This window comes from Acidovorax sp. GW835-FHT14G06, assembly GCF_058793595.1.
Map to the genome: position 1 here is coordinate 148,819 of NZ_JBXAGA010000005.1, position 25,420 is coordinate 174,238.

Here is a 25,420-nt window from a genome sequence, read left to right on the forward strand (position 1 = left end):
AGTTGCGCGCGAAGCGCTTACATCCGCGCCACGCCAAAGCTCAAGGGCCGCAGCGTGCGGGCCTGTGCCTCGGCGCAGGTGTCCAGGCAAAACGCCAGAACGGCGCGCGTGTCGCGCGGGTCGATCACACCGTCGTCCAGCAGCAGGCCGCTGGTGTAGAACGCATCGGCCTGGGCCTCGAACATGGCGACGATCTTGTCGAACTGGGCTTGCGACTCGGCCGGGTCGGGCGTGATGCCTTTGCGCGCCAGCGCCGCCTCGGTCACGATCTGCATGGTGCGCGCGGCCTGCTCGCCGCCCATCACCGCCGTCTTGGCACCCGGCCAGCTGAACAGGAAGCGCGGCGCATAACCCCGCCCGCACATGCCGTAGTTGCCCGCGCCAAAGCTGGCGCCGCACTGGATGGTGATCTGCGGCACGGTGGCGTTGGTCACGGCCTGGATCATCTTGCTGCCGTGTTTGATCATGCCGCCCTGCTCGCTGTCCTTGCCCACCATGTAGCCCGTGGTGTTCTGCAGGTAGATGATGGGGTGGCCCAGCTGGCACATCCACTGGATGAAGTGCGTGGCCTTGTTGGCGCCCGCCACGTCGATGGGGCCGTTGTTGCTAATGAAGCCCACGGCATGGCCGCCGATGTGGCCCTGCGCGCACAAAGTGGCCATGCCGTAGCGGGCCTTGAATTCGAGCAGCTCAGAGCCGTCCACCAACCGCGCCATCACCTCGCGCATGTCCACGGGCTGGCGCAGGTCGGAAGACATCAGGGCCAGCAGGTCGTCGGCAGGCAAGAGAGGTGCGGGCGCGCTGGGTCGCCGGGGCATGTTCCACCCCAGCTGCGCCACCACATCGCGTGCCAGACCAATCGCTTCGCGGTCGTCCTGGGCTAGGTACTCGCCCAGGCCCGAGACGGCGGTGTGCATCTCGGCACCGCCCAGTTCTTCTTCGGTCGCAATCTCCCCCGTCGCGGCCATGAGCAGCGGCGGCCCTGCCAGAAAGGCGCGCGAGCGGCCCTGCACCATGATGACCACATCCGACAAGCCGGGCATGTAGGCGCCGCCTGCGGTGCCCGAGCCGTGCTGCACAGTGATCACCGGAATGCCCGCCGCCGACAGCCGCGCGAGGTTGCGGAACAGTGTGCCGCCGTGCACGAAGCCTTCGACGCGGTAGCGCATGAGGTTGGCACCCGCGCTCTCCACCAGGTGGATGAACGGCAAGCGGTTTTGCAGCGCGATCTCCTGCACGCGCAATATCTTTTCCAGGCCCATGGGCTGGATGGCCCCCGCCTCGATGCCCGAATCGCTGGCCACCACCATGCAGCGCACGCCGCTGACAAAGCCGATGCCCGCCACCATGCCACCACCGGGCACGGACTTCTGGGGGTCTTTCACGTCCTGCAGGTAGCCCGCCAGTGTGCACAGCGGCAGCCAGGGCGCACCGGTATCCAGCAGCAGCGCCACGCGCTGGCGCGGCAGCAGCTGACCGCGTTTTTCAAACTGGGGCAGCGACCGGGCCGAGGCGGCGGCGGCACGCTCTTCCAGCGCGCGCAGAGCATGAAGGCGGGCCTGCAGCGCCGTACGGCGCTGCGTGGCCTCGGCGCTGCCTGGGTTGAATCGGGAGGTGAAGACGGCGGTCATGCGGCCTCGGTCTTGGGGGTGTGGGAAGGTGCAAACACCTGCGGCACCTGCGCGCGGTGAAAGCCGTCAAATGGCCGCACGGCCGGGTGTGCAGCGGCGGTGGCACCAGGCGGGCGCTGCGGCCAGCCCATGCGCACCTGGGGCCGTGCGCCGTCCACCCGCAGCGTGGTGCCACTGATGAAGCTGGCTGCCGGACTGAGCAAAAAGGTGATGGCCGCCGACACCTCGGCCTCGTTGCCAAAGCGCCCGAGCGGCACCGTGCGCGGCATGGCACGCAGCATGTCTGCCGCCTCGGGCGGGTAGTTGTCCATGCCGCTGGAGGCGATGTAACCCGGCGCCACGGCGTTCACGCGCACACCGCTGTGTGCCCATTCCAGCGCTGCCGTTTCCGTCAAGCTGACCATGCCCGCACGGGCAGCGCCACTGTGCCCCATGCCCGGCATGGAGCCCCACATGTCGGCCACGATGTTGACGATGGAGCCGCCGTGCTGCGCCATCCACTGCCGGTAGCACTCGCGCGCCATCAAAAAGCCGCCGGTGAGGTTGGTGTTCAGCACCGCCTCCCAGCCCTTGGCGCTGATGGATTCAAGCGGCGACATGAACTGCCCGCCCGCGTTGTTGACCAGCGCATCGATGTGGCCCTGCGCAGCGACGATCTGCTGCACCAGCGCCACCACACCTTCTTCAGATCGGATGTCGCACACCTCACAGGAAACACGGCCGCCATCGGCAGTGATCTCTTCGGCCACGGCCAGCAGCTTTTCAGGCTTGCGCCCCACCAGCACCACATGCGCCCCCAGGTGCGCCAGCTCATGTGCCGTGCACCGGCCAATGCCCGAGCCACCGCCGGTGACCACCACCACCTGGCCCTGGAACAGGCCCGGAGCAAACACAGACTGGTAGGCGTTGCGCGCAGTGGGGGCCATGTTGAGTCTGCCTTGATGGAGTTGTTATGAACGGATGAACAAGGCCAGCGCCTCGTCGGTGAGCGCGTCGAGCGACTTGCCCTTCTTGGGCGAGAACCACTGCACCGCCCAGTTGAGCGCCCCAAAGATGAACAGCCGCGCCACACCGGGCTCGGCCTGCAGCGCACCCTGCTTTGCCAGCGCTTCCAGCACGGGCATCCAGGTGGCCTCGTAGCTGTCCTTGATGCGGGCAATGCCCTTGCGCTGCGCAGGCGTGAGCGAGCGCCACTCGTACAGCATCACCGGGATGAAGCTGCTGCGCGGCCCGAGCAGGATCTCGAAATGGTGGCGAATGAGCGTGTGCAACTGCTCGCGCGGTGTGGCCGCGGCGGGCAGTGCATTGAGTGCCTGCTGCTGGCTTTGCGTGGCCATGGTCATGCCCTCGCTCATTACGGCGTAGAGCAGCGCGCTTTTGCTTTCGAAGTGGTAGAAGGGCGAGCCACTGTGCATGCCCGCCGCCGCAGCAATGTCGCGCGTGCTGGTGGCGGCAAAGCCCTGGGTGCGAAAGAGCTTGGCCGCGCCGTCCATAAGCTTGCGGCGGCGGTTGCCGTCGTCGAGTTCTTCGGCGGTTTTGCGGGGGCGGCCGCGGGGGCGGCGGGTGGGGGTTGCCTCTGCAGTGGCTGCGGTGGGAGTGGAGTTGGCGCCAGGGGAGGCTACGGCCTTGCTGCGGGGGCGGGCCGGGCGGTTCTTGGGAGCGGGGGCGATGGCGCTGTGGCGCGGCACGGGTGAATCCATGCAGGCACGATAGCAAAACTGTTTATTTTTAGCAAGCAAGTGCTTTGTAAAAATAGATAGCTTGCCTCATCATGATTGCCATCGGGTGTTATTTGATTTGCAGCGCTGTTATCTATCGCTTGATTTGCTATCTATTTGGAAGCGGATGGCATGCCCGTGTGGAGTGCGGGAGCCGGGAGTCGCCCGGCGTGCGAGGTACTTTTCTTTGCTTCGCCAAAGAAAAGTACCCAAAAGAAAGGCGACCCCACTGTCTGCGTCCCCTGCGCTTCGCTACGGGGCAACCTGCGGTGCTCAGGTTTGGCGGGGTCTCGCTCAACTCGCGCCGCTGCGCGTCGCTCAGACACACGCGAGCCCTGATCCGCCAAACCCTGCGCTCCTCGGCGCATCCAGAGGGGCACGGGGGGCAGAACATCCACACGGGCCATCGCTGCGCTCGGCCCCACATCGCGGGCGCAAGCGCTTTGCGCCGCGCAGGCGCGGCCGAGCGCAGCAATGGCCCGAATGGATGTCCGGCTGTTCGGTTGTTTGGATGTTCGGCTGTCCCACCCCTGCTGGCTGCGCCTGCGGCGGGGCGGTTGCGGGGTGAGCATGGGCGTCGGAGCGCCCATGCCTCGTGCTCTGACTCGCCGTGGATGTCTGAACGAAGCTGCACCGCAGCGCAGTGAGTTCCACGGCGCACCCCGCAACCGCCCCGCCGCAGGTCTGCCCCTTCGCACCGCGAAGGGGCCGCAGACTGGGGGTCGCCTTTTCTTTGGTGACTTTCTTTTGGCGAAGCAAAAGAAAGTTACTCGCACGCCGGGCGACTCCCGGCTCCCGCACTTCACACGGGCATGCAGTAGCCACCGCCAAAACAAGCTTCGGTAGGCCAACCCGAACGGGAGGGGCGCGAACGAGCTATAAAAACAATAGCTGCCAGCGCTTTATTTACAAGCGCCAGCAGCCAAAATACCTCAGAACTAGCGAATCAAACCGCGCTGAAATCAGGCTTTCTCTTCTCCATAAAAGCCGAGAACGCCTCCCGCGCCGCAGGCTCGCGCAACATGCGCCCAAAGCTCTCGCCCTCTTCCGCCATCACCTCCAGCACCTTCGCCGTCTGCCCACCCTTCATCAACCGCTTGGTTTCGATGAGCGACGACAACGGCTTGGCCGCCAGCTTCTTCGCCTGCGCCTGCGCCACCCCATTGCACTCGGTGGGCGGCACCACACGATTCACAAGCCCCACTTCCAACGCGGCCTCGGCCATGAACGGCTCGCCCAGCAGCAGCGCTTCCGCAGCGCGGTGGTACCCCAACATCTGCGGCACCAGCAAACTGGATGCAGCCTCGGGGCACAGGCCCAGGTTGACGAACGGCATGGAGAACGCCGCGTTGTCGCCAGCGTAAACGAGGTCGCAATGGAACAGCATCGTCGTGCCGATGCCCACAGCCGGGCCACACACCGAGGCGATCACAGGCTTGGGGAAGGTGGCGATGCCACGCAGAAAACGGAACACAGGCGAGTCCTGCGTGGCGGGCGGCTGCTGCAGAAAGTCGCCAATGTCATTGCCCGCGCTGAAGATGGCCACATCGCCCTGGAACACCACCACGCGCACGCTGGCGTCCGCCTTGGCGGCTTCCAGCGCATTGGCCATTGCCGAGTACATGTCGCGCGTGATGGAGTTTTTCTTGTCCACACGGTTGAAAGTGATGGTGGTCACGCCGGCTTCGGAGTGGACGAGGATGTCTTGGTTGGCTTCGGTCATGGTGGTGAAGGTTCCGGGTCGGATGGATTGGGACGAGAGGAATGGTGCACGGCGCAGGGCAACGGGCCGGCTTCCTACTCCTTGTAGTAAACGATCTGGTGGCTGGTGGCCAGCATGGTGCCAGCCTCGTTCCACAGCTGCACGGTCTGGTCAAAGAATCCGTTGCGAAACTCCTGCCCGCGCGCCTGACCGAGCAGGAAGCCGGTGCCCGTGGCCTGCAGCTGCTCTGCCGTGGCGTGAAAGTACACGGTGATGGACACCGTGCCCGCAGGCACCTGGCGCGCACGGCGCAGCCACACGCGGGGGAAGAACACATCGGCCAATGCGGACAGCGCCACAAAGTCGAGCGGCCGCGGTGGTGTGTCGCGCATCCACAGCTGCGTCAGGCTGTGGTCGCCACTGCCGTCCCAGGTGCGCGGGATGAAGCCAGCGATGGGACGCATCTCGTAGCGGTTGAGCCATTCCACCGCACCCAAGGGGGCAACGATGGCTTTTTGCTCTGCAGGTGGGGGCACCTGCGGCATGGGCACATCGCCCACGCTCCAGGTCTCGCGGCGCACGGCCGTGACGGCGGTGGCCGTGGTAGTGACCACCTGCGCGCCGTCAGCACCGGCCTGCAGGATCGACAGCGTCCAGTGCTGGGTGGAGCGATTGGTGCGAACAGGAGTTGCCTGCACCGTGAACGCACCAGCGGTCAAAGCGCCCGCGTAGTTGACAGTGAGCGACAGCGGGTCGCCCAGCCGGGCGGGGTGCTGCAAGATGGCCTGTAGCAGCGTGGCAGCGGTGATGCCGCCAAACGGGCCCACCATGTTCCAGTAGCCGGGGTGGGTCTGCCCTTCGTACTGGCCGCTCGCAGCGGACGAAGCCGTCAGTTGCAGCGCCTCGTCCAGCGGGTGGGCAGCGGAGGACGAAGACGAAGAAGTGGATGAAGAGGAAGTCATGCTGCGAGTGTGCCGCGAAACGACCGCTCAGGCCGTCGTACCGGAGACTTCGCCGTGGGGCATTCCGCCGCCACCCAGGGCGGCCAGCGCAGCCGCTGCGCGCGGCCACAGGCTCTGGCGAAACTGGTCGCGAAAGAAACCGAAGTGCCCAATGCGCCGCACCTTCAAATCGGCTGGCGTGATGCTCTCCACCCGGCGCTCGGTGTTGGCGTACAGGTTCACCAGGTTGTGCGTGCCACGCAAGGTCATCAGCTCGTCGTCCGCCATCGACAGCGCCAGCACCGGGAACCGCACCGCGCCATAACTCTGCGCCACCGCAGGCCCCTCAGCCCCCACGCTGTAAGCGGGGTCCAGACACCAGCGCCGCCACTGCAGGATCACCCCCGCAGGCAGGTCGCCCACCTTCTTGAGCGTGCGCCCCGGAAAGTACCCGCACAGCCGCGTGGCCAGCGGCACCAGCACCCACCAGAAATACGGAACGATGCGCTTGAGCTGCGGCGCGTTATCACGCCAGTAGCCGCTGCCTGCGGCCACGCTCAGCAGGCCCGCCACCTGCTCGGGCTTTTTCAGCAAGCCCGGCAACTGCGCGCCCAGGCTGTGGCCCAGCAAATACAGCGGCTGCGACGGCAGCGCAGCCTTGGCGACTGTGATCACCGCCTCGTAGTCCTGCGCCCAGTCAAACAGATCCGCCTTCACATCGCGCATGGCGCCCTGCAGAGAGTCGCCATGGCCTCGGTAGTCGAACGTGGTGACCCGAAACCCCTGCTGCGCCATCCACAGCGCAAAGGCCTCGTAATACGACTGCCGCACCCCCATCGCGCCGCCGATGACAACGCTGGCGCGCGGTGCGCCCTCGGGTTCGTAGACACGCAGTGCCAAAGACACCGCCCCGTTGACCTGCAAGGTTTGCTTGTTCATGTCTGTCTCCTTGTGTCGAAACCGATCTGCGCCGGCTTGAAAAGAAAACTATCGCTGAGGGCAGAACCCTGGCTTCGACAAGCTCAGCCCGAGCGGTTTGAGTGGGAGCAATCAAGTCTTGCCCCGTCCATTCCCCCGTCTTCACACCCCGCCCTCAAGGGCGTAGCGAGCGACTTTCAGGCGAGGCGGACGGAGCGCAGCAACCGGAACGTACTTGCGGTACGTGAGGATTGCGAGCACCGCCCAACGACGCCTGAAAGCCGCGCAGTAGCCAGTTACAGCGCCTCGATGATGCCGGCGGCGCCTTGGCCGGTACCTACACACATCGTGACCATCCCGTACTTCAGCTTGTGCCGACGCAGCGCATGCACCACCGTCGCCGCACGGATGGCACCGGTAGCCCCCAGCGGGTGCCCCAATGCAATCGCGCCACCCATGGGGTTCACGTTCGCAGGGTTCAGCCCCAGCGTATTGATCACCGCCAGCGACTGGGCCGCAAACGCCTCGTTCAGCTCATACCAGCCAATGTCATCGCTCTTGAGACCCGCATAACGCAGGGCCGCAGGAATCGCTTCGATCGGTCCAATGCCCATGATCTCTGGCGGCACGCCGCGCGCGGCGTAGCTCACAAAACGCGCCAGGGGCGTCAGGCCAAACTGCTTCACGGCCTTCTCGCTGGCCACGATGAGCGCACCCGCGCCATCGCTGGTCTGCGAGCTGTTGCCCGCCGTGACGCTGCCGCGTGCCGCAAACACGGGCTTGAGCTTGGCCAGGCCTTCCAGGGATGTATCAGGACGAGGGCCTTCGTCCAGGCTCACGGTGCGGCGCTTTTCCACCACTTCGCCGGTAGCGAGGTTGGGCGAACGCTCCACGATTTCGAAGGGCGTGATTTCGTCGCTGAACTCACCGGCCTTTTGCGCCTTGATGGCGCGCAGGTGGGATTCGAGGGCGAACGCGTCTTGCGCCTCGCGGCTTATCTTCCACTGCTGGGCCACCTTCTCGGCCGTGAGGCCCATGCCGTAGGCAATGCCCACGTTCTCATCACGCGCAAAGATTTCTGCGTTGAACGAGGGCTTGTTACCGCCCATGGGCACCAGGCTCATGGACTCGGCGCCGCCAGCGATCAGCACATCGGCCTCGCCCACGCGGATGCGGTCAGCAGCCATCTGCAGTGCGGTGATGCCGGACGCGCAAAAGCGGTTCACGGTCACGCCGCCCACCGGGTGGTCGAACGCCAGTCCCACGGCAATGCGGGCCATGTTCATGCCTTGCTCGCCTTCGGGGAACGAGCAGCCAATGATGGCGTCTTCAATCGCCTTGGGGTCCAGCGTGGGCACCTGCAGCATCGCGCTCTTGATGGCGGCGACCAGCAGGTCGTCAGGCCGGGTGTTCTTGAAATAGCCGCGGCCCGAGCGCCCGATGGGCGTGCGCGTGGCGGCAACGATGTAGGCGTCCTGGACTTGTTTTTGAGCCATGGTGAAACTCCTTCAATTCTTGGGGGGGCGGCTGGAAGGAACCCAGGCCCACGTAAATACACATTCGACCGGCTCCACACCGGCTTCGTCGGTCACGGAGACCTTCACCTGCACCTCGCCCTTGTCGCTGGCCCGCATGGCGGCGCGCTGCTCGGCGGTGAGCGTGGCCACGGCTTTGAGTCCGCCCGTGGCGCGCCTCTTGAAAGCCATGGACAACTCCTTGGCCAGCGGCAGGCAGTCGTCGCGCACGTTCATGCCCACGGCCATGCCGGTGGCCGTTTCGGCCAGCAGGTTCATGGCCGAGGCGTGCACGCCACCGATGTGGTTTTGCACGCGGTGCTCGTTGGCAAGATGCACTTCGACACGCTCAGGCGTGAGCGATACAAACTTCACCCCGGCCGTGCCGGTAAAGGGCACGGCCCGGCGCAGGATGATGTTCTGAACGAAGCCGCGCATGAAGGCGGGGGCCTCGTCCAGGCGCATCAGCGAGCGCTGCAGTTTGTTGGGGGCGTGTTCGCTCATGTCGGTCAACCGGTGATCCATCGACGCGCGGATCAGTTGCGCACCGGCTTGCCGGTGGACAACATGCCCAGGATGCGCTCGTGCGTCTTGGGCTGGGCGATCAGGTGGCAGAACACCTTGCGCTCCAGCGTGAGCAGGTATTCCTCGCTAACCAGCGCACCTGCGTCCACATCGCCCCCACAGACCACCTCGGCGATCATGGCGCCGATCTTGAAGTCGTAGGCGCTGATGAAGCCGCCGTCGCGCATGTTCACCAGCTGGGCCTTGATGGTGGCCAGACCGCTGCGGCCGGCCACGGGGAAGAGGCGCTTGTGCGGTGCACGCCAGCCGCTGGCGGCCATGGACTTGGCTTCGTTGATGGCCACGAACAGCAGCTCATCCTTGTGGGGCACGATCACGTCGCTGTCCAGCAGGTAACCCAGCTTGCGCGACTCCAGAGCGCTGGTGCCCACCTTGGCCATGGCGGCGGCGGTGAAGCCTTCGGTCAGGAAAGGCAGGATGTCCTTGGATGTGGAAGCTGCCATGTTCTCGGCCGCGCGGCGAGCGATGTAGGTCAGGCCGCCGGCGCCGGGCACCAGGCCCACGCCCACTTCGACCAGGCCGATGTAGCTTTCCATGTGGGCCACGCGCTTGGCCGAATACACGGCCAGCTCACAGCCACCGCCCAGCGCCATGCCATGGATGGCTGCGACGACAGGCACCTGCGCATAGCGGATGCGCATCATCAGGTTCTGCAGTTCCTGCTCGATGCTTTCCACCGCATCGGCACCGCCGACCATGAACGCAGGCATGGTGGCTTCCAGGTCAGCGCCCACGCTGAACGGCGCGTCACCAGACCAGATCACCATGCCCTGGTATTCGGACTCGGCCAGCTCCAGGCCCTCCATCAGCGCTTCCATCACCTCGGGACTGATGGCGTGCATCTTGTTCTTGATGCTGGCGATGAGGATTTGACCGTCCAGCGTCCAGGTGCGCAGCGCCTTGGACTCGGCAATGGTCGTACCGGCGGTACGCCAATCGGGCAAAGCGGTCTCGCCCAGCAGGGCCTCGGGGAAGATCTGGCGCTCGTACACAGGCAGCTGGCGGCGCGGGACAAACTTGTTCTGCGATGCGCTCCATGAACCTTGCGCGGTGTGCACGCCACCGGCTTCGGCCACGGGGCCTTTGAAGACCCACTCAGGCAGCGGCGCCTTGCACAGCGCCTTGCCGGCGTCGATGTCTTCCTGGATCATCTTGGCGACTTCGAGCCAGCCCGCTTCTTGCCACAGCTCGAAGGGGCCCTGCTTCATGCCAAAGCCCCAGCGCATGGCCTGGTCCACGTCGCGGGCATTGTCGGCAATGGTGCCCAGGTGCACGGCAGCGTAGTGAAAGCTGTTGCGCAGGATGGCCCAGAGGAACTGGCCGGGCGCGCCTTCGGCGTTGCGCAGCAGGCGCAGGCGTTCGGCGGCGGGCTTCTTGAGCATGCGGGCGTATACCTCGTCGGCCTTCTGGCCAGCGGGCACGTACTCTTCGCTTTCCAGCTCGAAGCGCATCACGTCGCGGCCGACCTTCTTGAAAAAGCCGGCCTTGGTCTTCTGGCCCAGATTGCCCAGTTCCAGCAACTTTTTCAGCACGGCGGGCGTGCCAAAGCTTTCGTAGAAGGGGTCGTACTGTGCAGCCCCTTTGGTAGCGTCGCCGCTCAGGTTGTCCTGCAGCGTCTTGATGACGTGGGCCATGGTGTCCAGGCCCACCACATCGGCGGTGCGGAAGGTGCCGCTCGATGCGCGGCCGAGCTTCTTGCCGGTGAGGTCGTCCACCACATCGTAGGTCAGGCCGAAGTTCTCGACCTCCTTCATGGTCGCCAGCATGCCGGCAATGCCCACGCGGTTGGCCACGAAGTTGGGCGTGTCGTGCGCGCGCACCACGCCCTTGCCCAGGCCGCTGGTCACAAAGGCTTCAAGCTGGTCCAGCACTTCAGGCTGGGTGGTGGGGGTGTTGATCAACTCCACCAGCGTCATGTAGCGCGGGGGGTTGAAGAAGTGGATGCCGCAGAAACGGGGCTTGATGCTCTCGGGCAGCACTTCGCTCAATTTGGTGATCGACAGGCCCGAGGTATTGGACGCCAGGATGGCGTGCTTGGCCACGTGGGGAGCGATCTTGGTGTAGAGGTCGAGCTTCCAGTCCATGCGCTCGGCAATGGCCTCGATCACGAGGTCGCATTCCTTGAGCAGGTGCATGTGCTCTTCGTAGTTGGCCTGCTGGATCAGCGCTGCGTCGTCGGCCACGCCCAGGGGCGAGGGCTTGAGCTTCTTCAGGCCTTCCACGGCCTTGGTGACGATGCCGTTCTTCGGGCCTTCCTTGGCAGGCAGGTCGAACAGCACCACGGGCACCTTCACGTTGACGAGGTGGGCGGCAATCTGCGCGCCCATCACGCCTGCGCCGAGCACGGCGACTTTTTTCACTTGGAATCGGGACATGGGTTGAGTTCCTTGTTGGGGCGCGGCGCAGCGCCTCTGGCGGTGCGCGCGGCCACGGGAATGGGGTTTACTGGACGCGGATCCAGGTTTGCGTGCGGCCGAACGGGCCGATCGAGCCGCGCACTTCGAGCTTCTTGCCGCCCTCGATGGGGGTCATGCGCAGGGTGTAGTTGCGGCCATTCTCGGGGTCGAGAATCTTGCCGCCCTCCCACACCTCTTTGCCTTCTGCCTTTTTGGCGCCACGGATGATCTCCAGCCCCAGGATGGGCTTGCCCTTGCGGTCGTCCGAGCATTCGTCGCAGACATCGTCAGGCTTGGCATCCTTGGTCAGGCGCTTTTCCAGCGCTCCGTGCAGCATGCCACTGCCGATGTCGCGGATGCGGATCTCGGCCTTGGCCTCACCGGTCTTGTCGTCGATGTTGCGCCACAGGCCTTCGGGCGTCATCTGCGCCCAGGCCGGAAGCGTACCCGCTACCAAAACAATAGCTGTTACCGCTTTGAACATGTGCGCTCCCTGGCAAAAAGGCTTGAAATCCGCATCCGGCACCAATCAGGCCAAGGCCAGATCGGTGTCCATCAGCACCTTGCTGCCAGCACGTGCGGTACGCATCAGCGTGGCGGTTTCGGGGAACAGCTTGGCAAAGTAGAAGCGAGCGGTCTGCAGCTTGGCGCCGTAGAACGGATCGGTGTTGCCAGCGGCGATTTCGCGCAAGGCCACCTGGGCCATGCGGGCAAACAGGTAGCCGAACACCAGGTGGCCGGCCACGCGCAGGTAGTCCACGGCGGCAGCGCCCACTTCATCGGGGTTTTGCATGCCCTTGAAGCCGATCTCGGTGGTGAACTTGGTCATCTGGTCGCCCAGCATGGCCACGGGGTTGATGAACTCGGCCATCCGTTCGTTCACGCCCTCTTCTTCCACCAGCTGGCCGATCAGCTTGCCCAGCTTCTTGAGCGTGGCGCCGTTATTGCCCAGCACCTTGCGGCCCAGCAGGTCCAGCGACTGGATGGTGTTGGTGCCTTCGTAGATCATGTTGATGCGGTTGTCCCGCACGTACTGCTCCATGCCCCATTCCTTGATGAAGCCGTGGCCGCCGAAGACCTGCATGCACGCGTTGGTGCTGATGTGGCCGTTGTCGGTGATGAAGGCCTTGACGATGGGCGTGAGCAGAGCGACGAGTTCTTCGGAGTCCTTGCGCACCTTTTCATCGGGGTGGCTGTGCACCTTGTCGAGCAGCAGCGTGCAATAGATCTGCAGCGCGCGGCCGCCTTCGGCGTAGGCCTTGGCCGTGAGCAGCATCTTGCGCACATCAGGGTGCACGATGATGGGGTCGGCGTCCTTATCCTTGGCCTTGGTGCCCGACAGGCTGCGCGACTGGATGCGGTCCTTGGCATAGGCCAGTGCGTTCTGGTAGGCCACTTCGGTCAGGCCCAGCGACTGGTTGCCCACGCCCAGGCGGGCAGCGTTCATCATCACGAACATGGCAGCCAAGCCCTTGTTGGGCTGGCCCACCATGGTGCCGATGGCGCCGTCCAGTGCGATCTGCGCGGTGGCGTTGCCGTGGATGCCCATCTTGTGCTCCAGGCCCGTGCAGAAGATCGGGTTGCGCTCGCCCAGCGAGCCGTCGGCATTCACGTTGAACTTGGGCACCACAAACAGGCTGATGCCCTTGCTACCCTTGGGCGCATCGGGCAGGCGGGCCAGCACCAGGTGAACGATGTTGGCGGCCATGTCGTGCTCGCCGGCGCTGATGAAGATCTTGTTGCCGGTGATCTTGTAAGTGCCGTCAGGCAGAGGCTCGGCCTTGGTGCGCATCAGGCCCAGGTCGGTACCGCAATGGGGTTCGGTCAGGCACATGGTGCCGGTCCATTCGCCGCTGGTCAGCTTGGGCAGGTACAGGGCCTTCTGGGCGTCGGTGCCATGGGCGTGCAGGGCCTCGTAGGCGCCGTGCGACAGGCCGGGGTACATCGTCCAGGCCTGGTTGGCCGAGTTCAGCATCTCGTACAGGCACTGGTTCAGCACAAAGGGCAGACCCTGGCCGCCGTAGGTGGGGTCGCAGCTCAGCGCCGCCCAGCCGCCTTCGACGTACTTGGCATAGGCGTCCTTGAAGCCCGTGGGGGTCTTCACTTCGTGCGTGGTCTTGTTGAGCACGCAGCCTTCGGTGTCGCCGCTGATGTTGAGCGGGAACGCGACTTCGGCGGCGAACTTGCCGGCTTCTTCGATCACGGCGTTGATGGTGTCCACATCCACTTCGGCGTGGGGTGGCATCGCCTTGAATTCATCACTGACCTTGAGCACTTCGTGCATGACGAATTGCATGTCGCGCAGGGGCGGCGTATAGGTAGGCATGGGTTTACTCCTTGGATGTGGTGGTTTGGTTGGAAACTTTGCGGCGCGCCACTGTGGGTGCCTTGGCGGCCACTGTTGGCGCGCTGTAACGCGCCAGAATGTTGTGAAAGCCCACGACGGCCCGGTCGATGGAGCCCGGGGTCTGCAGGAACCGCGCCTCGTAGTGCAGCGCGAGGATCAGGCCGTGGATCTCGAAGAGCATCTGCTCTTCCTTGGTGTCGGCACGCAGCTCGCCCAGTTCCTTGCACTGCTCGATGGCGCGGCGCATGGCGGCATGCCATGTCAGCACCGAGCTGGCGAGTGCATCGCGTACTGGGCCGGTGCGGTCATCAAACTCGACCGCGCCGCTGATGTAAATGCAGCCCGAGTCGATTTCGATGGAGGTGCGCTTCATCCAGTTGTCGAACAATGCCGACAAACGCGCCACGCCGCGTGGGGCAGACATAGCGGGATAGAACACCTCTTGCTCAAAACGGGTGTGGTACTCGCGGATGACGGAGATCTGCAGCTCTTCGCGGGAGCCAAAGTGGGCGAACACGCCCGACTTGCTCATACCCGTGACGTCGGCCAGCGCCCCGATGGACAGGCCTTCCAGCCCGATGTGGGTGGCCAGGCCCAACGCCGCCTCGACGATGGCCGCCTTGGTCTGCTGGCCTTTTTGCAGGGCGCGGCCGGTACCGCTGCGAGCGCGCGGGATGCGGGTGACCTGACGGGATTCGGGGGTGGAAGACATGGACACGAATAAAAACGAACGTTCGTTCTATTCTGCAGCAAATTCCCCGCAGCCCCCAAGCCCCCGGAAAAAATAGGGAGACCCACCCAAACCGGCCGTTGCAGCCGCGCAACCCCCTCCATGACGCCCTGCCTCAAGGGCTCGAGCCGCTACAGCATCAACGCCAGGCTGGCTTCCAGATGCTCAGTGGGCAGGCGCCGGAACCCCGAGCGCGCATAGCCCTGCAGGCGCCCGACCACAAAGGCCGTCAGCACACTGGCTGCCACCTGGGCATCGACCGTGGGTGTGCTGGATGCTGCCGTGGTCGCCCGCAGGCACTGGCGCAAGGTGGATTCGATGCGGTCAAAAAACTGGTTCATGCGCTGCTGCAGGCGTTCGTGCTCAAACACCAACGCGTCACCCACCATCACCCGCACCATTCCGGGGTTGCGTTCGCCAAACTGCAGCACCAGCGCCACAATGCGCGCCGCCTGGCGAGCGCCCGCATCGGCAGGCTGTGCGGGGTCGGGCACGTCGCGCCCGGTGATCTGCTGCACCAGCGTGAACACCGATTGCTCGATGAAATCGATCAAGCCCTCGAACATCTGCGCCTTGCTAGCGAAGTGGCGGTACAACGCCGCCTCGCTGACCGACAGGCGTGCGGCCAGCGCGGCGGTGGTGATGCGCTCGACCCCCGGCTGCTCCAGCATGGCCGCCAGGGCTTGCAGGATCTGGATGCGCCGCTCTCCGGGCTTGGGCCGCTTGCGGGCAGCTACAACATCACCCGCTTCGGCGGTACTGGCAGGCTCGGGGAGGGGCGAGATTTCAGACATGCAGGACAAGGGGCTCCGGTGGGGCCCTGCTCCCGGAGCGCATGCCACGGGGCATGGTCGGATCACGGCAGGGCGTGGATCACGATGTCACATCTTGCCGCAGCCAGGAGGGGCCGGGGCGCCACCTGTTTGCACAAGTCAATCGTGTGTGGAAATGATTCTCGCACAGGCCCCAGGCCGATCCGGACAGCCTGCGGGCCACGCACGGCTAGAGAGGAAACACCACCGTCACGAGCAGCCCGCGCCCCTGTGGGCCCGTGCCCAGCGTCAGTGCGGCGCGGTGCACCCGGGCAATCTCGTCCGCAATGGCCAGGCCCAGACCCGTGCCCTCGCCTCCCGCGCCGGGTACGCGGTAGAACCGCTGCAATACGCGGGTGCGCTCGGCCTCGGGCACGCCAGGGCCGTCGTCCTCCACCTCCACGTAGGGCCGGGGCGGGCCCGCGCGCCCCTGGCGCAGTCCGCAGCGGATGGTGACCACTCCACCGGGCGGTGTGTATTTGATGGCGTTGTCCACCAGATTGGACAGCAACTCGCGCAGCAGCCAGCCATGGCCTGTCACGTGAACCAGCTGCACATCAAGCCCCAGGTCCAGGCCCTTGCCGGTGGCGGCGTCCAAAAAGGTTTCCAGCAGCGATTCGCACAGGTCCTTGAGGTCCACCCGCTGCGGTGGCTGCGCGTCCAGGCTGCGGGCGTCAGCCCGGGACAGCGCCAGCAGCTGGTGCGCCAGCTGCGAGGTGCGGCGCGTGGCGTTGCGCAGCTTCTCGATCTGATCAACTCCTAAAACAATAGCACCCTGAGCACGATCTTCATGCGCTAGCGGCATTTTTCTATCGAAGTCCGGGAAAGACGTGCGTGGCGGCGCTGCCGCCTTGGCCATCATGGCCCAGGCCTCCACCTGGGCCTGCAAGCCCGCCAGCGGCGTGCGCAACTGGTGCGCCGCGTCGGCCACAAAACGCCGCTGCCCTTCGGCCTGTGCGTTGACCAGCGCAAACAGGCGGTTGAGCGAGTGCACCAGAGGCCGCACCTCGTCGGGCGAAGCGGCCTCGTCGATGGGGCTGAGATCGCGCGGCGAGCGGCGCTCCACCGCCTCGGCCAGCCCCACCAGCGGCTTGAACGCCTGCCGCACCGCCCAATGGATGGCAAAACCGGCCGCAATCAGCAGTACGAGGTTGGGCAGCAGCACCCTCAGGAGCAGTTGCTGCGCCCATTTCTGGCGGGGGTCCGACCCATCGGCCAGGGCCACCACCAGTTCGCCCGCCCCCGTGCGCCCGCGTTGCGCCGCCACCCGGTAGGTCACCCCGCCGAACTCCACGCTGTGGAACTCCGGGGCCTGCGTGGAGGGCACTGCGCCGTGTACCCAGCCCTCTCCGAGCAACAGGCGTCCCGATGTGTCACGCACGCTGTAGGCCGCAAAGCCCGCGTTCTGGCGCAAAAACTCTTCGATGGGCGGTGCAAGCAGCAGCAGCGGCGGGTCGTTGTCGTGGATGGGCGGCGCCAGCACCGAATCGGCCAGCGCGGGAAGCAGCCGCACCAGACGCTGGTCGTGCTGGCCAGCCGCCTCATCGGCCGACCGGTAATCCAGCCAGACCCCCGCCAGCACCAATACGCACAGGGGCAGCACCAGCATCAGCAGCAGCCGGGTGCGCAGGTCCGACGTCATGGCGCGCAGGCCGGGCCGCCGGGAGGGGTTTTTCCAAAGCATGGCGAGGCGGCGAAGTGGGGCGGAAAATTCCCGCTCAGGCTACCTGCAGTTCAAGCCGGTAGCCAAAGCCCCGTATGGACCGCAGCGCCACACCATGGGGTTCCAGCTTGCCCCGCAGGCGCGAGACATAGACCTCCACCGCGTTGGGCGTGATCTCCTTGTCCCACCCAGTCAGCGCCTGCAGGAGCTTGTCTTTGCTGGCAGGCTTGGGGGCGTTGATGAGCAGGTATTCGAGTACCGTCCACTCGCGCGGGCCCAGTTCGATGACCTGCTCGCCCGACGGCGTGCGCATGCTGGCACGGCGCCCGGCCGTGTCCAGCTCCAGGGGGCCAAAACTCAGCACAGCGGTGGTGGCGGCCTGAGAACGGCGCAACAGCGCCCGCAGGCGCGCCAGCAGCTCAGGCAACTCAAACGGCTTGACCATGTAGTCATCCGCGCCCAGGTCCAGCCCCTGCACCCGGTCGTGCAGCGCATCGCGCGCGGTCAGGATCAACACCGGCATGGCCGGACTCGCCATGTCAGGGCGGCGCAGGCGGCGCGTCAGCTCCAGGCCATCCATGGCGGGCAGCCCGATGTCGATGATGGCTGCGTCAAACGACTCAGCGCGCAGCACCTCTTCGGCCCGCTCACCACTGCCCACCCAATCCACCGCATACCCCGCATCGGTGAGCCCCAGCTTGATGCCGCTGGCCACCATCACATCGTCTTCGACCAACAGCAGGCGCATTTTTCAGTGACCTTGTGCAACGGATACCACCCATGTGGCCTGCAACTAGCGCGATCCAGGGCAGCGGGGGCCACGCAAGGGCCACCCCGCCGCGCCGGCTGCGTCTCCCTCCCTCGCAGCGTGAGGGGGGGAGAACGCCAAGCGGCTCAGGGGAAGCATCTCAATGACTACGAATCATGGTGCCGTAGGCCTGCTCGGTCAGGATCTCCAGCAGCATGGCATGGGGCACACGGCCATCGATGATGTGCACGGCGTTGACCCCCGCCTTGGCTGCATCCAGCGCGCCCGCGATCTTGGGCAGCATGCCGCCCGAGATGGTGCCGTCGGCAAACAGCTCGTCAATGCGGCGGGCCGTCAGGTCCGTCAACAGGTTGCCCGCCTTGTCCAGCACGCCCGGTGTGTTGGTCAGCAGCATCAACTTTTCGGCCCGCAGCACCGTTGCCAATTTGCTGGCCACCACGTCGGCATTGATGTTGTAGCTCTCGTTGTTCTCGCCAAAGCCGATGGGGCTGATGACGGGGATGAAGGCATCGTCCTGCAACGCCTTCACCACGCTGGGGTCGATGGAGACAATGTCGCCCACCTGGCCCACGTCGTGTTCGATGCTGGGGTCCTTGCTGTCCACCATTTTGAGCTTCTGAGCGCGGATCATGCCGCCATCACGGCCCGTCAAACCCACAGCCTTGCCGCCGGCCTGGTTGATCAGACCCACGATGTCCTGCTGCACCTCACCGGCCAGCACCCATTCGACCACTTCCATGGTCTCGGCATCGGTCACACGCATGCCCTGGATGAACTCGCCCTTCTTGCCCAGACGGTTGAGCGCAGTCTCGATCTGCGGGCCACCACCGTGCACCACCACCGGGTTCATGCCCACGAGCTTGAGCAACACCACGTCTTCGGCAAAGTCGGCCTGCAGGGCCGGGTCCGTCATGGCGTTGCCGCCGTACTTGATCACCATGGTCTTGCCATGGAACTTGCGGATGTAGGGCAGCGCCTGGGCCAGGATTTCAGCCTTGTCGCGCGGGGCAATCGAAAGAAGGTCGGTCATGGAGGCGTGCCATCCGGAGAAAACTGTGAGGCGCAAATTGTGCCGCATTCGCCGGGCTCGCGAACACAAGAAGTGGTCAGTGGCGCAGCCAGTTAGGCACTTTGAACCGCACGATGGCCAGGTAGGCCATGACATAGCTGACCACAAAAAGCCCACAAAACGCCATGAGCAGGGGCGTGTTGTTCCAGAACAGCACTGCAGGCACCACCGTCAGCAGCGTGAAACCCCACAGATAAGGCGACGTACGGTTGTTGCGCATGAGCACCCGGCGGGACTCATCATCGTGAAACACTCCGCGCACAATGCGGCGGTAGATGAGCTGGTGGAAATGCAGCGCATCGGCCACACCAGGAGAAACACCCCGTACCGCCTTGCGGTAAATGGAAAAGATCGTCTCCCACACCGGGTAGATCAGCAGCAGCATAGGAAACCAGGGTGATACGTCCGCATTGCGCTGCACCAGCGAGATGCTGGCCATGGCGATCACCACGCCCCACACATAGGCCCCCCCATCTCCGGCAAACAACATGCCGCGCGGGTAGTTCCAGACCAAAAAACCGCCTGTGGCTGCGGCAGTGGACACCAGCAGCGCAGCCAGCGCCCGGTCCCCCACCTGCAGTGCCACGTGCGCCAAGGCCAGGCACACGATCAAGGCAACCATTCCCGCCAGCCCGTTGTAGCCGTCGATGATATTGAAGGCATGGGGCAGGCCTGCGACTGCCAGCACAACAATGGCGATGCCAAGCCAGGGAGCGGCAACCAGGACAGCGTCGAGCCAGGGCCAGCCGATGCGGGGTAGGGTCAGATTCAACAAAACCACAGCCAAGACACCTGATGCGCCGGTCAGGATCAGCCTGTACCGGACGGAAAGACGCTGGGTCATGTCCTCTGCAATGCCTCCTATGGCGGCAGGCAGCAACACCACCAGCCAGCCGCCCACCCATGCCCCGAGCTTGAGTGAGCCCGGATCTCCCCACTGAAGAGACTGCAGTACCCCCAGTCCCCAGCTGCAACCAATTCCCACGAGGAGGGCAGCCCCTCCCAAGCGAGGAACATCCCCCAGATGAAACCGCTGAGGCATGCCATTGCCGTACACGGAAGCGTGGCTGCGCATCCATCGCACGATGTACCCTGCAGCCAACGCTGCGACGATAAATGCCACCACAGACAACCAGATCATGAGCAGCTGATCGTACCCGCACTCAGCGCATATACCTGCGACAAAGCACTAGCCAAGGCACGGCGTGACCATCTATTGACGCGCGATGCGCAAAATGAGGCGCTCATTGCGAAAGGAAGTGACGAGCAACTACTCACAAGCTATCGCACAGGAGCTTTGAACAGGAAATGCAAGAGTGAACGCGGATCCGGCCCACTCGCTACCGAAGCAGCGCACGATATAAACGCATTACTTTTGCGACATATTGCTGCGTTTCCGGGTAAGGGGGAATCTGCCGCCCATACTTCATTACGGCCCCCTCGCCCGCGTTGTAGGCGGCCAAAGCCAGCTCCTTGTCGCCGTCAAACATGCGCAACAGATCTGCTAGGTAACGGCTTCCAATCTGCGCATTCACCTTAGGCTCCATGGCTACATGCTCCCCTTCTGATGCAGGACGGGCCGCAACGCCATAGCGCTCGGCGGTGGCAGGCATCACCTGCATCAGGCCCAGAGCACCTTTGCGCGAAACGGCCTTCTCGTTAAACGCTGACTCCGCAGCCGCAACGGCGATCACCAATGCGGGGTCCAGCGACTGCGCCAGGGCAGCAGCTTCTAGGTGAGGCTTAGCAGCGTCATAGCCAGGAAACTGCAGCGCAGAGGGGTCTCGCCCCTTACCCTTGACAACCGTATCGGCCTTGACGGATGGGATCCGGCCGAGCCATTTAACGCCTCTGGAGGCAGACGGAGGGGACCCATTGCCCATGTGCACCACCCCATCTCCATCCACAAACTCCCATACGGCGTCTGCCTTGGCTGCGGGATGCAAGGCGCCCCACAATACAACGGACAGCGCTGCACAACGCAGACGAAGTATCACCCGCAGCCAACTACCCGCCTCCACCTGCAGCCAATCCACTTTACTCATCATCGTCCTCGATGCAGCACGCCGTGCCCCACGCTTTTCAGGCGAGACCAGACCCGCAGAAACCCGACCGAGTGCGCCTGGGGCTCGGGCCAGGCGTCTCCACGCCGTGACCGGATCAGCCGAGCAGGCATTCCGGCGGCTACCATCCCGGCGGGGACATCCTGCCGAACCAGCGCCCCCGCAGCCACCACAGCACCACGGCCAATGGTCACACCTTCCAAAACTATAGCGCCAGCCCCTATCCAAGCCCCATCTTCCACCGTGATTTTTGCGCGGGTGATCCGATTGCGCGCAATGATCGCATCTCCCTCGTCAATAGCGTGCCCCGCAGACAGGAGCTTGGCATGGGGACCAATCAACACATCTTCACCAATATCAAGCCCCCCTTCCCCTGAGAGGTAGCACCCCACATTCACAATGGTACGAGCACCAATACGGATTCCCACGAGGGGATCAGCCACTACGTCGCCCAGTACCAGGCGCGTGTGCGAATACAGACTGACTCCGTCGGCTAGACACAACACCCCTGAACGCTGGCCAAAGCGCATTACAGACACGGAGGGATCGATTCGACAATCTGCGCCGAGAACATCCACACCGGCATGCGCAAGCGTGAAATCAGGAACCCCTAGCAACATATTTGCCCCACCATGACATTCGGCTCAGGCTCGGCCCACGAGCCGACGCAAACGTCCGAACCACACACTCTCGCGAGACTCTGCCTCGACCATTTTGGCCGCCAAGTCCGCCTCCACCACCTTCTTTTGCGCGCGCAAGATCTCCATCTCGGTGCGCAACTCATTAATTTCGAGCTGCATCTGACCGATGATTTCTTTGGCTTCAGAAAAGGCTTTCTGGTGCTCAAGTAGTGACGCGCGCTCGCGCTGATGAACCACCGTCAGAGCCTGCAAATCATCACGCAGCTTGTCTGCGATACCACGGGTCTCAATCAACTCCCAGGCCGATGCATCCACTGACGGGGTCACCACCACCATCCACTGGTACACGTCGAAGTCCTGCCAGCCAGCGAGCAGCGCCTGGCGCTGATCACCTGACAGCGAACTCCAGTACCAAGCGAACTCACTGCACTCCACCGGCACCCGGTTGGCCTCCCAGACCCTGGGCGCCCACCCGCAGTCCAGCAGCGCCTTTTCGATGCTGCGCTTGGTAAAGAACCGAACATGGGTTCTGTCCAGTTGCCCTTTGTCTGAATAATCGAAAATACCATTGCGCATCGCCGCCACCACACCTGCATAAGCAATGTTGGGGACAGAAATCACCAAGCGCCCCATGGGGGTGACAAACTCGCTCAAACGATGCAGCACATCCTCGGGTTTTCTGAGATGCTCCAACACATCGCAGGCCAGCACCGCATCGAAACGCCGACCAGCGAGCGCTTCCAACCAGTCCGCGCTGTCCAGATTCCCGGGGATGACTTCCACCCCTAGCGTCTTGAGGACCTCCAAAGCCTCGGGGTCGTTTTCCACCACAGTCACCCGATGCCCGCGCGCCAACAAGACACGGGTCATGGCGCCAGGACCCGGGCCCAACTCCAAGACCGAGCCGCCATCCGGCGGAACACGACGTAAGATCCGTGCCGCCCACTCCTGCCCGTCTGGCTCGAAAGCGTAGTCGTAGCGCTCAACGTTGGTCATAGATTCCCCTCCGCTCCTGATGTCGGCTGCCACATCTGATCCCATAATCCCCAATGCCACCATGCCCAGGGCCTGGCTATTACGTCCTGTTCCAGGCGTTGAACGACGGTATCAATAGCCTTCCCAGGATTGTCCGGCAGCCGCTCGACAACCACCTCCAGGTGGGCCGGGCTTCGCGAATATGTCACCGCATGCAGCAATGGAACACCCGTGGACTGAGCCAGGCGCTCTATGCCGGTGGGCAGATTCAGCGCCCCCCCTAAAAAAGGATGACCACGCAAACGACCAAACTCGGGTCGCCATGCGTCGGCCAAAATCACCCACCCCTGGCCCGCCCGCAGGCTCTCGTGCACCGGGCGCAGGCCGTCACTCGTGGTGTGCCATCTTCCCCCAGTGACCTGGGTATAGCCGCGTATCTTTCGCAGCAGAAATCGACGCTGCGCCGACTGAAGCTCTGCATTGTCAAGCACTGGCATCGTCAGGACATTGGTGGCGACCCCCACTCGGGCGAGCGCTACCGGCGCGGTCAGTATCCGATCGAAGTGATTGAGCACCAAGATGAACCCCTTGCCCTGGCGGGTCAGGCTTTTCGCATACTCAGCCCCTTGCAGATCGATAGCAGGCCCCCCCCAGCGGCCCAGACGGTGGAACGCCATGGCGTCCACCATCTCCTGGGCCAGCATGGCCAGATGAGCCTTTGCCCATTGGGCGTACTCAGCGTCCGTGGCATGCGGGAACACCCGAGCAAAAAGGCTTTCCAGCCAGCGCAGTAGATGTTCACGTTCCGAGGGGGATTCGCGACCTATCCGTCTGGCCAGCCGCCATGGCAAGGTCGTGGGCACACGAGCAATAGAGGGAAATAGCAGGTCCAGAGACCAATCACGCGTCATTCCACCAATACCCATTCATGCTCGAGCCAGGTCACACCAAACTCTCGGTGTTTTTGGTTTAGCACGGTAAAGGGCTGAATCAGCTCTGCCATGTCCAGAACCTGGATGCCTGAATCATCCAGAACATACACACTCCACAGGTATTCCCCAGACAGCAAAGACAACCGAGGAAATCGCATGCGAATCCGGTGAGTGCCGACGCCCTGGAGCGGCTTCTCTTCCGCCCGGAACTGCGTACTAGTGCCAAACACATTGTCCTTGTCCGGACGGACGATGGCAAACAGCACATGAAATGGCGCATCGGCGTAAGACTCGATCACGATCTCCACTGACATATCCTGAAACGAGTCCACCTGCGCAGGATTGACCCCATCCCCGGTCTCGATGGTCAGCCCCCCGATCTTCACCAGCGCCAGCGCCGACAACGGTGCACTCGGCTGTTCAGCATCGTCTTTTTTTACGATCTCATTCGACTCGACACGCAGATGCGCATACCGACGCCGTTCATGCGATTCGTAGGCAGTCACCACGTCCTCGGTCGCTCCAATAGCCTGTATCCGCCCGCCATGAATCCACGCGGCGCGTTGGCACAGGCTTCGCACCTGGTACAGATTGTGGGAACAAAAAAGGACCGTCGCACCACGTTCACGCAGCTCCAGAATGCGGTTCAGGCTCTTTTTCTGGAAATGCAGATCCCCCACAGAGAGGGCCTCATCCACGATCAATACGTCGGGATCGATGGCCGTCGCGGCAGCAAATGCCAAACGCATGAACATGCCAGATGAATAGGTCTTCACAGGGCGCTCCAGCGTCTCCTCTGTCAGCTCAGAGAAGGCTGTTGCCCGGACGATGAATTCCTCCATGGCATGCCCCTCCAACCCATGGAGGGCAGCCATGAAACGGATGTTGTCATAGCCCGACTCCTCGGGATGAAAACCGGCGCCGAGTTCCAGAAGTGCAGCCACACGCCCCTCTTGCGTCACCTGCCCGCACGTAGGCCGGATGGTGCCCGCAGCTATCTTCAGCAGGGTGCTTTTGCCTGCGCCGTTCTCGCCGATCAGCCCGAACGTCTCGCCGGACTTCACCTCAAAATCGATACCGGTCAGTGCCACATGCACCCGGTGGCGCTGGCTACGTGTCACCCACTCCCACAATCTGTCCTGAGGACGGGCATACACCATGTAGGTTTTCTCGATACCCTCAAAGCGGATAGTCATGATTTACAAGGCCTCGCCCAGCGCGGACTTCATCGAACGGAAGAACCACCACCCACCACCGCCGAGCAGCACCACCCACACCGCCAAAGCCACTGGTGTACCTGGAGGCACAGGCATATGCAGCACGGTTCCCTGCACCATCAACACCAAACAGGCCAGTGGATTGAACAAGAACCAACGATGAAACTGCTCCGGCACCTGCGACAGCGGATACACGATGGGCGTCACGTAAAACCACAGCTGCAAGCCAAAAGCCACCATGGACCCCACATCGCGCCACAGGAAATGCGCCATGCTGAGCAACAAAGCAAGACCATAGGTCAGCGCAATCTGGGCCAGCACCAAAGCAGGCAGCCATGCGAGCGACGCATAGGGCCCCACGCCCTGCACTACCGACAGCACCAGCAACAGCCCGTATCCAATGCACAGAACCAGCAGACTCCCCCCGACCGACACAGCGGGCAGAATCTCTGCAGGCATGGGTTGCTTACGCAAAAAGTCTTCATATGCGGCCAAGCACCCTACGCCTCGACCGATGGCATCAGTGAACGGAAGCCAAACAGCCAGCCCCGCCAGCAGGTGCAACAGATAGCCGTTGTTCACATCAAGCCCGGGCACCCGCACGGCGAGCACCAAGCCAAACAGCACATAGAAGATCGCCAGGGAAGCCAAGGGCTGAACAAACGCCCAGGCAAACCCTAGCACCGACCCAGCATAACGGGTCTTGAACTCCCGCACCATCCAGTACCGCCACAGAACCCACAACTGGCGCGCGCTCCTGGGAGCCGCCGAAGACACTGCTGTCACAGAGGATTCTG

Annotated in this window: 23 protein-coding genes; all 23 read right to left on the bottom strand. The window is 63.8% G+C overall.

Annotated features, from left to right (window positions below; genetic code table 11):
• Positions 1–17 precede the first annotated feature (17 nt).
• Positions 18–1,631: an acyl-CoA carboxylase subunit beta gene (locus AC1Q64_RS10095; RefSeq protein WP_492251233.1), complete on the bottom strand. Its 1,614-nt coding sequence runs from the start codon at positions 1,629–1,631 to the stop codon at positions 18–20.
• Positions 1,628–2,557 (bottom strand): SDR family oxidoreductase, encoded by a 930-nt coding sequence (locus AC1Q64_RS10100; RefSeq protein ID WP_492251234.1) that lies wholly within the window; start codon positions 2,555–2,557, stop codon positions 1,628–1,630. Before AC1Q64_RS10100 ends, AC1Q64_RS10095 begins: the two co-directional genes overlap by 4 nt.
• Before the next feature lie 24 nt (positions 2,558–2,581).
• Positions 2,582–3,331, bottom strand: coding sequence for a TetR/AcrR family transcriptional regulator (locus AC1Q64_RS10105; RefSeq protein WP_492251235.1), 750 nt, complete (start codon positions 3,329–3,331; stop codon positions 2,582–2,584).
• A gap of 964 nt (positions 3,332–4,295) precedes the next feature.
• Entirely contained in the window at positions 4,296–5,072 is a 777-nt protein-coding gene (locus tag AC1Q64_RS10110) for an enoyl-CoA hydratase (protein ID WP_492251236.1), read from the bottom strand.
• Positions 5,073–5,146: 74 nt separating this feature from the next.
• Positions 5,147–6,013 (bottom strand): acyl-CoA thioesterase, encoded by an 867-nt coding sequence (locus AC1Q64_RS10115; RefSeq protein WP_492251237.1) that lies wholly within the window; start codon positions 6,011–6,013, stop codon positions 5,147–5,149.
• A gap of 27 nt (positions 6,014–6,040) precedes the next feature.
• Complete coding sequence (locus AC1Q64_RS10120) at positions 6,041–6,931, bottom strand: alpha/beta hydrolase family protein (RefSeq protein ID WP_492251238.1); 891 nt, start codon at positions 6,929–6,931, stop codon at positions 6,041–6,043.
• Positions 6,932–7,206: 275 nt separating this feature from the next.
• Entirely contained in the window at positions 7,207–8,406 is a 1,200-nt protein-coding gene (locus AC1Q64_RS10125; protein ID WP_492251239.1) for an acetyl-CoA C-acyltransferase, read from the bottom strand.
• Positions 8,407–8,418: 12 nt separating this feature from the next.
• Entirely contained in the window at positions 8,419–8,928 is a 510-nt protein-coding gene (locus AC1Q64_RS10130; RefSeq protein WP_492251240.1) for a DUF4442 domain-containing protein, read from the bottom strand.
• A gap of 32 nt (positions 8,929–8,960) precedes the next feature.
• On the bottom strand, positions 8,961–11,384 hold the full coding sequence (locus tag AC1Q64_RS10135; protein ID WP_492251241.1) for a 3-hydroxyacyl-CoA dehydrogenase/enoyl-CoA hydratase family protein: 2,424 nt from the start codon (positions 11,382–11,384) through the stop codon (positions 8,961–8,963).
• Positions 11,385–11,451: 67 nt separating this feature from the next.
• On the bottom strand, positions 11,452–11,889 hold the full coding sequence (locus AC1Q64_RS10140; protein WP_492251242.1) for a DUF2147 domain-containing protein: 438 nt from the start codon (positions 11,887–11,889) through the stop codon (positions 11,452–11,454).
• Positions 11,890–11,934: 45 nt separating this feature from the next.
• Entirely contained in the window at positions 11,935–13,731 is a 1,797-nt protein-coding gene (locus AC1Q64_RS10145; RefSeq protein ID WP_492251243.1) for an acyl-CoA dehydrogenase C-terminal domain-containing protein, read from the bottom strand.
• A 4-nt stretch (positions 13,732–13,735) separates the two neighbouring features.
• Positions 13,736–14,464 carry a TetR/AcrR family transcriptional regulator gene (locus AC1Q64_RS10150; RefSeq protein ID WP_056059414.1) on the bottom strand — a complete coding sequence of 243 codons (729 nt, stop codon included), beginning with the start codon at positions 14,462–14,464 and terminating at the stop codon, positions 13,736–13,738.
• Positions 14,465–14,613: 149 nt separating this feature from the next.
• Positions 14,614–15,276, bottom strand: a complete 663-nt coding sequence (gene slmA, locus AC1Q64_RS10155) for a nucleoid occlusion factor SlmA (RefSeq protein WP_492251244.1) — start codon at positions 15,274–15,276, stop codon at positions 14,614–14,616.
• Between the two features lie 208 nt (positions 15,277–15,484).
• Positions 15,485–16,936: a sensor histidine kinase gene (locus AC1Q64_RS10160; RefSeq protein ID WP_492251419.1), complete on the bottom strand. Its 1,452-nt coding sequence runs from the start codon at positions 16,934–16,936 to the stop codon at positions 15,485–15,487.
• 76 nt (positions 16,937–17,012) lie between these two features.
• Complete coding sequence (locus tag AC1Q64_RS10165) at positions 17,013–17,705, bottom strand: response regulator transcription factor (RefSeq protein WP_492251245.1); 693 nt, start codon at positions 17,703–17,705, stop codon at positions 17,013–17,015.
• 160 nt (positions 17,706–17,865) lie between these two features.
• Positions 17,866–18,756: an acetylglutamate kinase gene (gene argB / locus AC1Q64_RS10170; RefSeq protein WP_291433995.1), complete on the bottom strand. Its 891-nt coding sequence runs from the start codon at positions 18,754–18,756 to the stop codon at positions 17,866–17,868.
• A 76-nt stretch (positions 18,757–18,832) separates the two neighbouring features.
• Entirely contained in the window at positions 18,833–19,936 is a 1,104-nt protein-coding gene (locus AC1Q64_RS10175) for a glycosyltransferase family 4 protein (RefSeq protein ID WP_492251246.1), read from the bottom strand.
• Positions 19,937–20,135: 199 nt separating this feature from the next.
• Complete coding sequence (locus AC1Q64_RS10180; protein WP_492251247.1) at positions 20,136–20,840, bottom strand: lytic transglycosylase domain-containing protein; 705 nt, start codon at positions 20,838–20,840, stop codon at positions 20,136–20,138.
• The gene (locus tag AC1Q64_RS10185) at positions 20,840–21,478 is read right to left on the bottom strand and encodes an acyltransferase (protein ID WP_366827604.1); all 639 of its coding nucleotides are present in this window, start codon (positions 21,476–21,478) and stop codon (positions 20,840–20,842) included. The genes AC1Q64_RS10180 and AC1Q64_RS10185 overlap by 1 nt, the downstream gene beginning before the upstream one ends.
• A 24-nt stretch (positions 21,479–21,502) precedes the next feature.
• Positions 21,503–22,495, bottom strand: a complete 993-nt coding sequence (locus tag AC1Q64_RS10190; protein WP_492251248.1) for a methyltransferase domain-containing protein — start codon at positions 22,493–22,495, stop codon at positions 21,503–21,505.
• Positions 22,492–23,400, bottom strand: a complete 909-nt coding sequence (locus AC1Q64_RS10195) for a lysophospholipid acyltransferase family protein (protein ID WP_291434002.1) — start codon at positions 23,398–23,400, stop codon at positions 22,492–22,494. The genes AC1Q64_RS10190 and AC1Q64_RS10195 overlap by 4 nt, the downstream gene beginning before the upstream one ends.
• Positions 23,382–24,602: an ABC transporter ATP-binding protein gene (locus AC1Q64_RS10200; RefSeq protein ID WP_492251249.1), complete on the bottom strand. Its 1,221-nt coding sequence runs from the start codon at positions 24,600–24,602 to the stop codon at positions 23,382–23,384. The genes AC1Q64_RS10195 and AC1Q64_RS10200 overlap by 19 nt, the downstream gene beginning before the upstream one ends.
• Positions 24,603–24,605: 3 nt before the next feature.
• Positions 24,606–25,367, bottom strand: coding sequence for an ABC transporter permease (locus AC1Q64_RS10205; protein ID WP_291434005.1), 762 nt, complete (start codon positions 25,365–25,367; stop codon positions 24,606–24,608).
• Positions 25,368–25,420: the final 53 nt, after the last annotated feature.

Coding starts and splice junctions, on each gene's coding strand:
- AC1Q64_RS10185 (WP_366827604.1), bottom strand. CDS start 21,478: ATGTTGCTAGGGGTTCCTGATTTCACGCTTGCGCATGCCGGTGTGGAT.
- AC1Q64_RS10165 (WP_492251245.1), bottom strand. CDS start 17,705: ATGCGCCTGCTGTTGGTCGAAGACGATGTGATGGTGGCCAGCGGCATC.
- AC1Q64_RS10180 (WP_492251247.1), bottom strand. CDS start 20,840: ATGAGTAAAGTGGATTGGCTGCAGGTGGAGGCGGGTAGTTGGCTGCGG.
- argB (WP_291433995.1), bottom strand. CDS start 18,756: ATGACCGACCTTCTTTCGATTGCCCCGCGCGACAAGGCTGAAATCCTG.
- AC1Q64_RS10135 (WP_492251241.1), bottom strand. CDS start 11,384: ATGTCCCGATTCCAAGTGAAAAAAGTCGCCGTGCTCGGCGCAGGCGTG.
- AC1Q64_RS10195 (WP_291434002.1), bottom strand. CDS start 23,400: ATGGGTATTGGTGGAATGACGCGTGATTGGTCTCTGGACCTGCTATTT.
- AC1Q64_RS10150 (WP_056059414.1), bottom strand. CDS start 14,464: ATGTCTTCCACCCCCGAATCCCGTCAGGTCACCCGCATCCCGCGCGCT.
- slmA (WP_492251244.1), bottom strand. CDS start 15,276: ATGTCTGAAATCTCGCCCCTCCCCGAGCCTGCCAGTACCGCCGAAGCG.
- AC1Q64_RS10125 (WP_492251239.1), bottom strand. CDS start 8,406: ATGGCTCAAAAACAAGTCCAGGACGCCTACATCGTTGCCGCCACGCGC.
- AC1Q64_RS10145 (WP_492251243.1), bottom strand. CDS start 13,731: ATGCCTACCTATACGCCGCCCCTGCGCGACATGCAATTCGTCATGCAC.
- AC1Q64_RS10200 (WP_492251249.1), bottom strand. CDS start 24,602: ATGACTATCCGCTTTGAGGGTATCGAGAAAACCTACATGGTGTATGCC.
- AC1Q64_RS10115 (WP_492251237.1), bottom strand. CDS start 6,013: ATGACTTCCTCTTCATCCACTTCTTCGTCTTCGTCCTCCGCTGCCCAC.
- AC1Q64_RS10175 (WP_492251246.1), bottom strand. CDS start 19,936: ATGATCTGGTTGTCTGTGGTGGCATTTATCGTCGCAGCGTTGGCTGCA.
- AC1Q64_RS10105 (WP_492251235.1), bottom strand. CDS start 3,331: ATGGATTCACCCGTGCCGCGCCACAGCGCCATCGCCCCCGCTCCCAAG.
- AC1Q64_RS10120 (WP_492251238.1), bottom strand. CDS start 6,931: ATGAACAAGCAAACCTTGCAGGTCAACGGGGCGGTGTCTTTGGCACTG.
- AC1Q64_RS10190 (WP_492251248.1), bottom strand. CDS start 22,495: ATGACCAACGTTGAGCGCTACGACTACGCTTTCGAGCCAGACGGGCAG.
- AC1Q64_RS10160 (WP_492251419.1), bottom strand. CDS start 16,936: ATGACGTCGGACCTGCGCACCCGGCTGCTGCTGATGCTGGTGCTGCCC.
- AC1Q64_RS10110 (WP_492251236.1), bottom strand. CDS start 5,072: ATGACCGAAGCCAACCAAGACATCCTCGTCCACTCCGAAGCCGGCGTG.
- AC1Q64_RS10095 (WP_492251233.1), bottom strand. CDS start 1,631: ATGACCGCCGTCTTCACCTCCCGATTCAACCCAGGCAGCGCCGAGGCC.
- AC1Q64_RS10140 (WP_492251242.1), bottom strand. CDS start 11,889: ATGTTCAAAGCGGTAACAGCTATTGTTTTGGTAGCGGGTACGCTTCCG.
- AC1Q64_RS10130 (WP_492251240.1), bottom strand. CDS start 8,928: ATGAGCGAACACGCCCCCAACAAACTGCAGCGCTCGCTGATGCGCCTG.
- AC1Q64_RS10100 (WP_492251234.1), bottom strand. CDS start 2,557: ATGGCCCCCACTGCGCGCAACGCCTACCAGTCTGTGTTTGCTCCGGGC.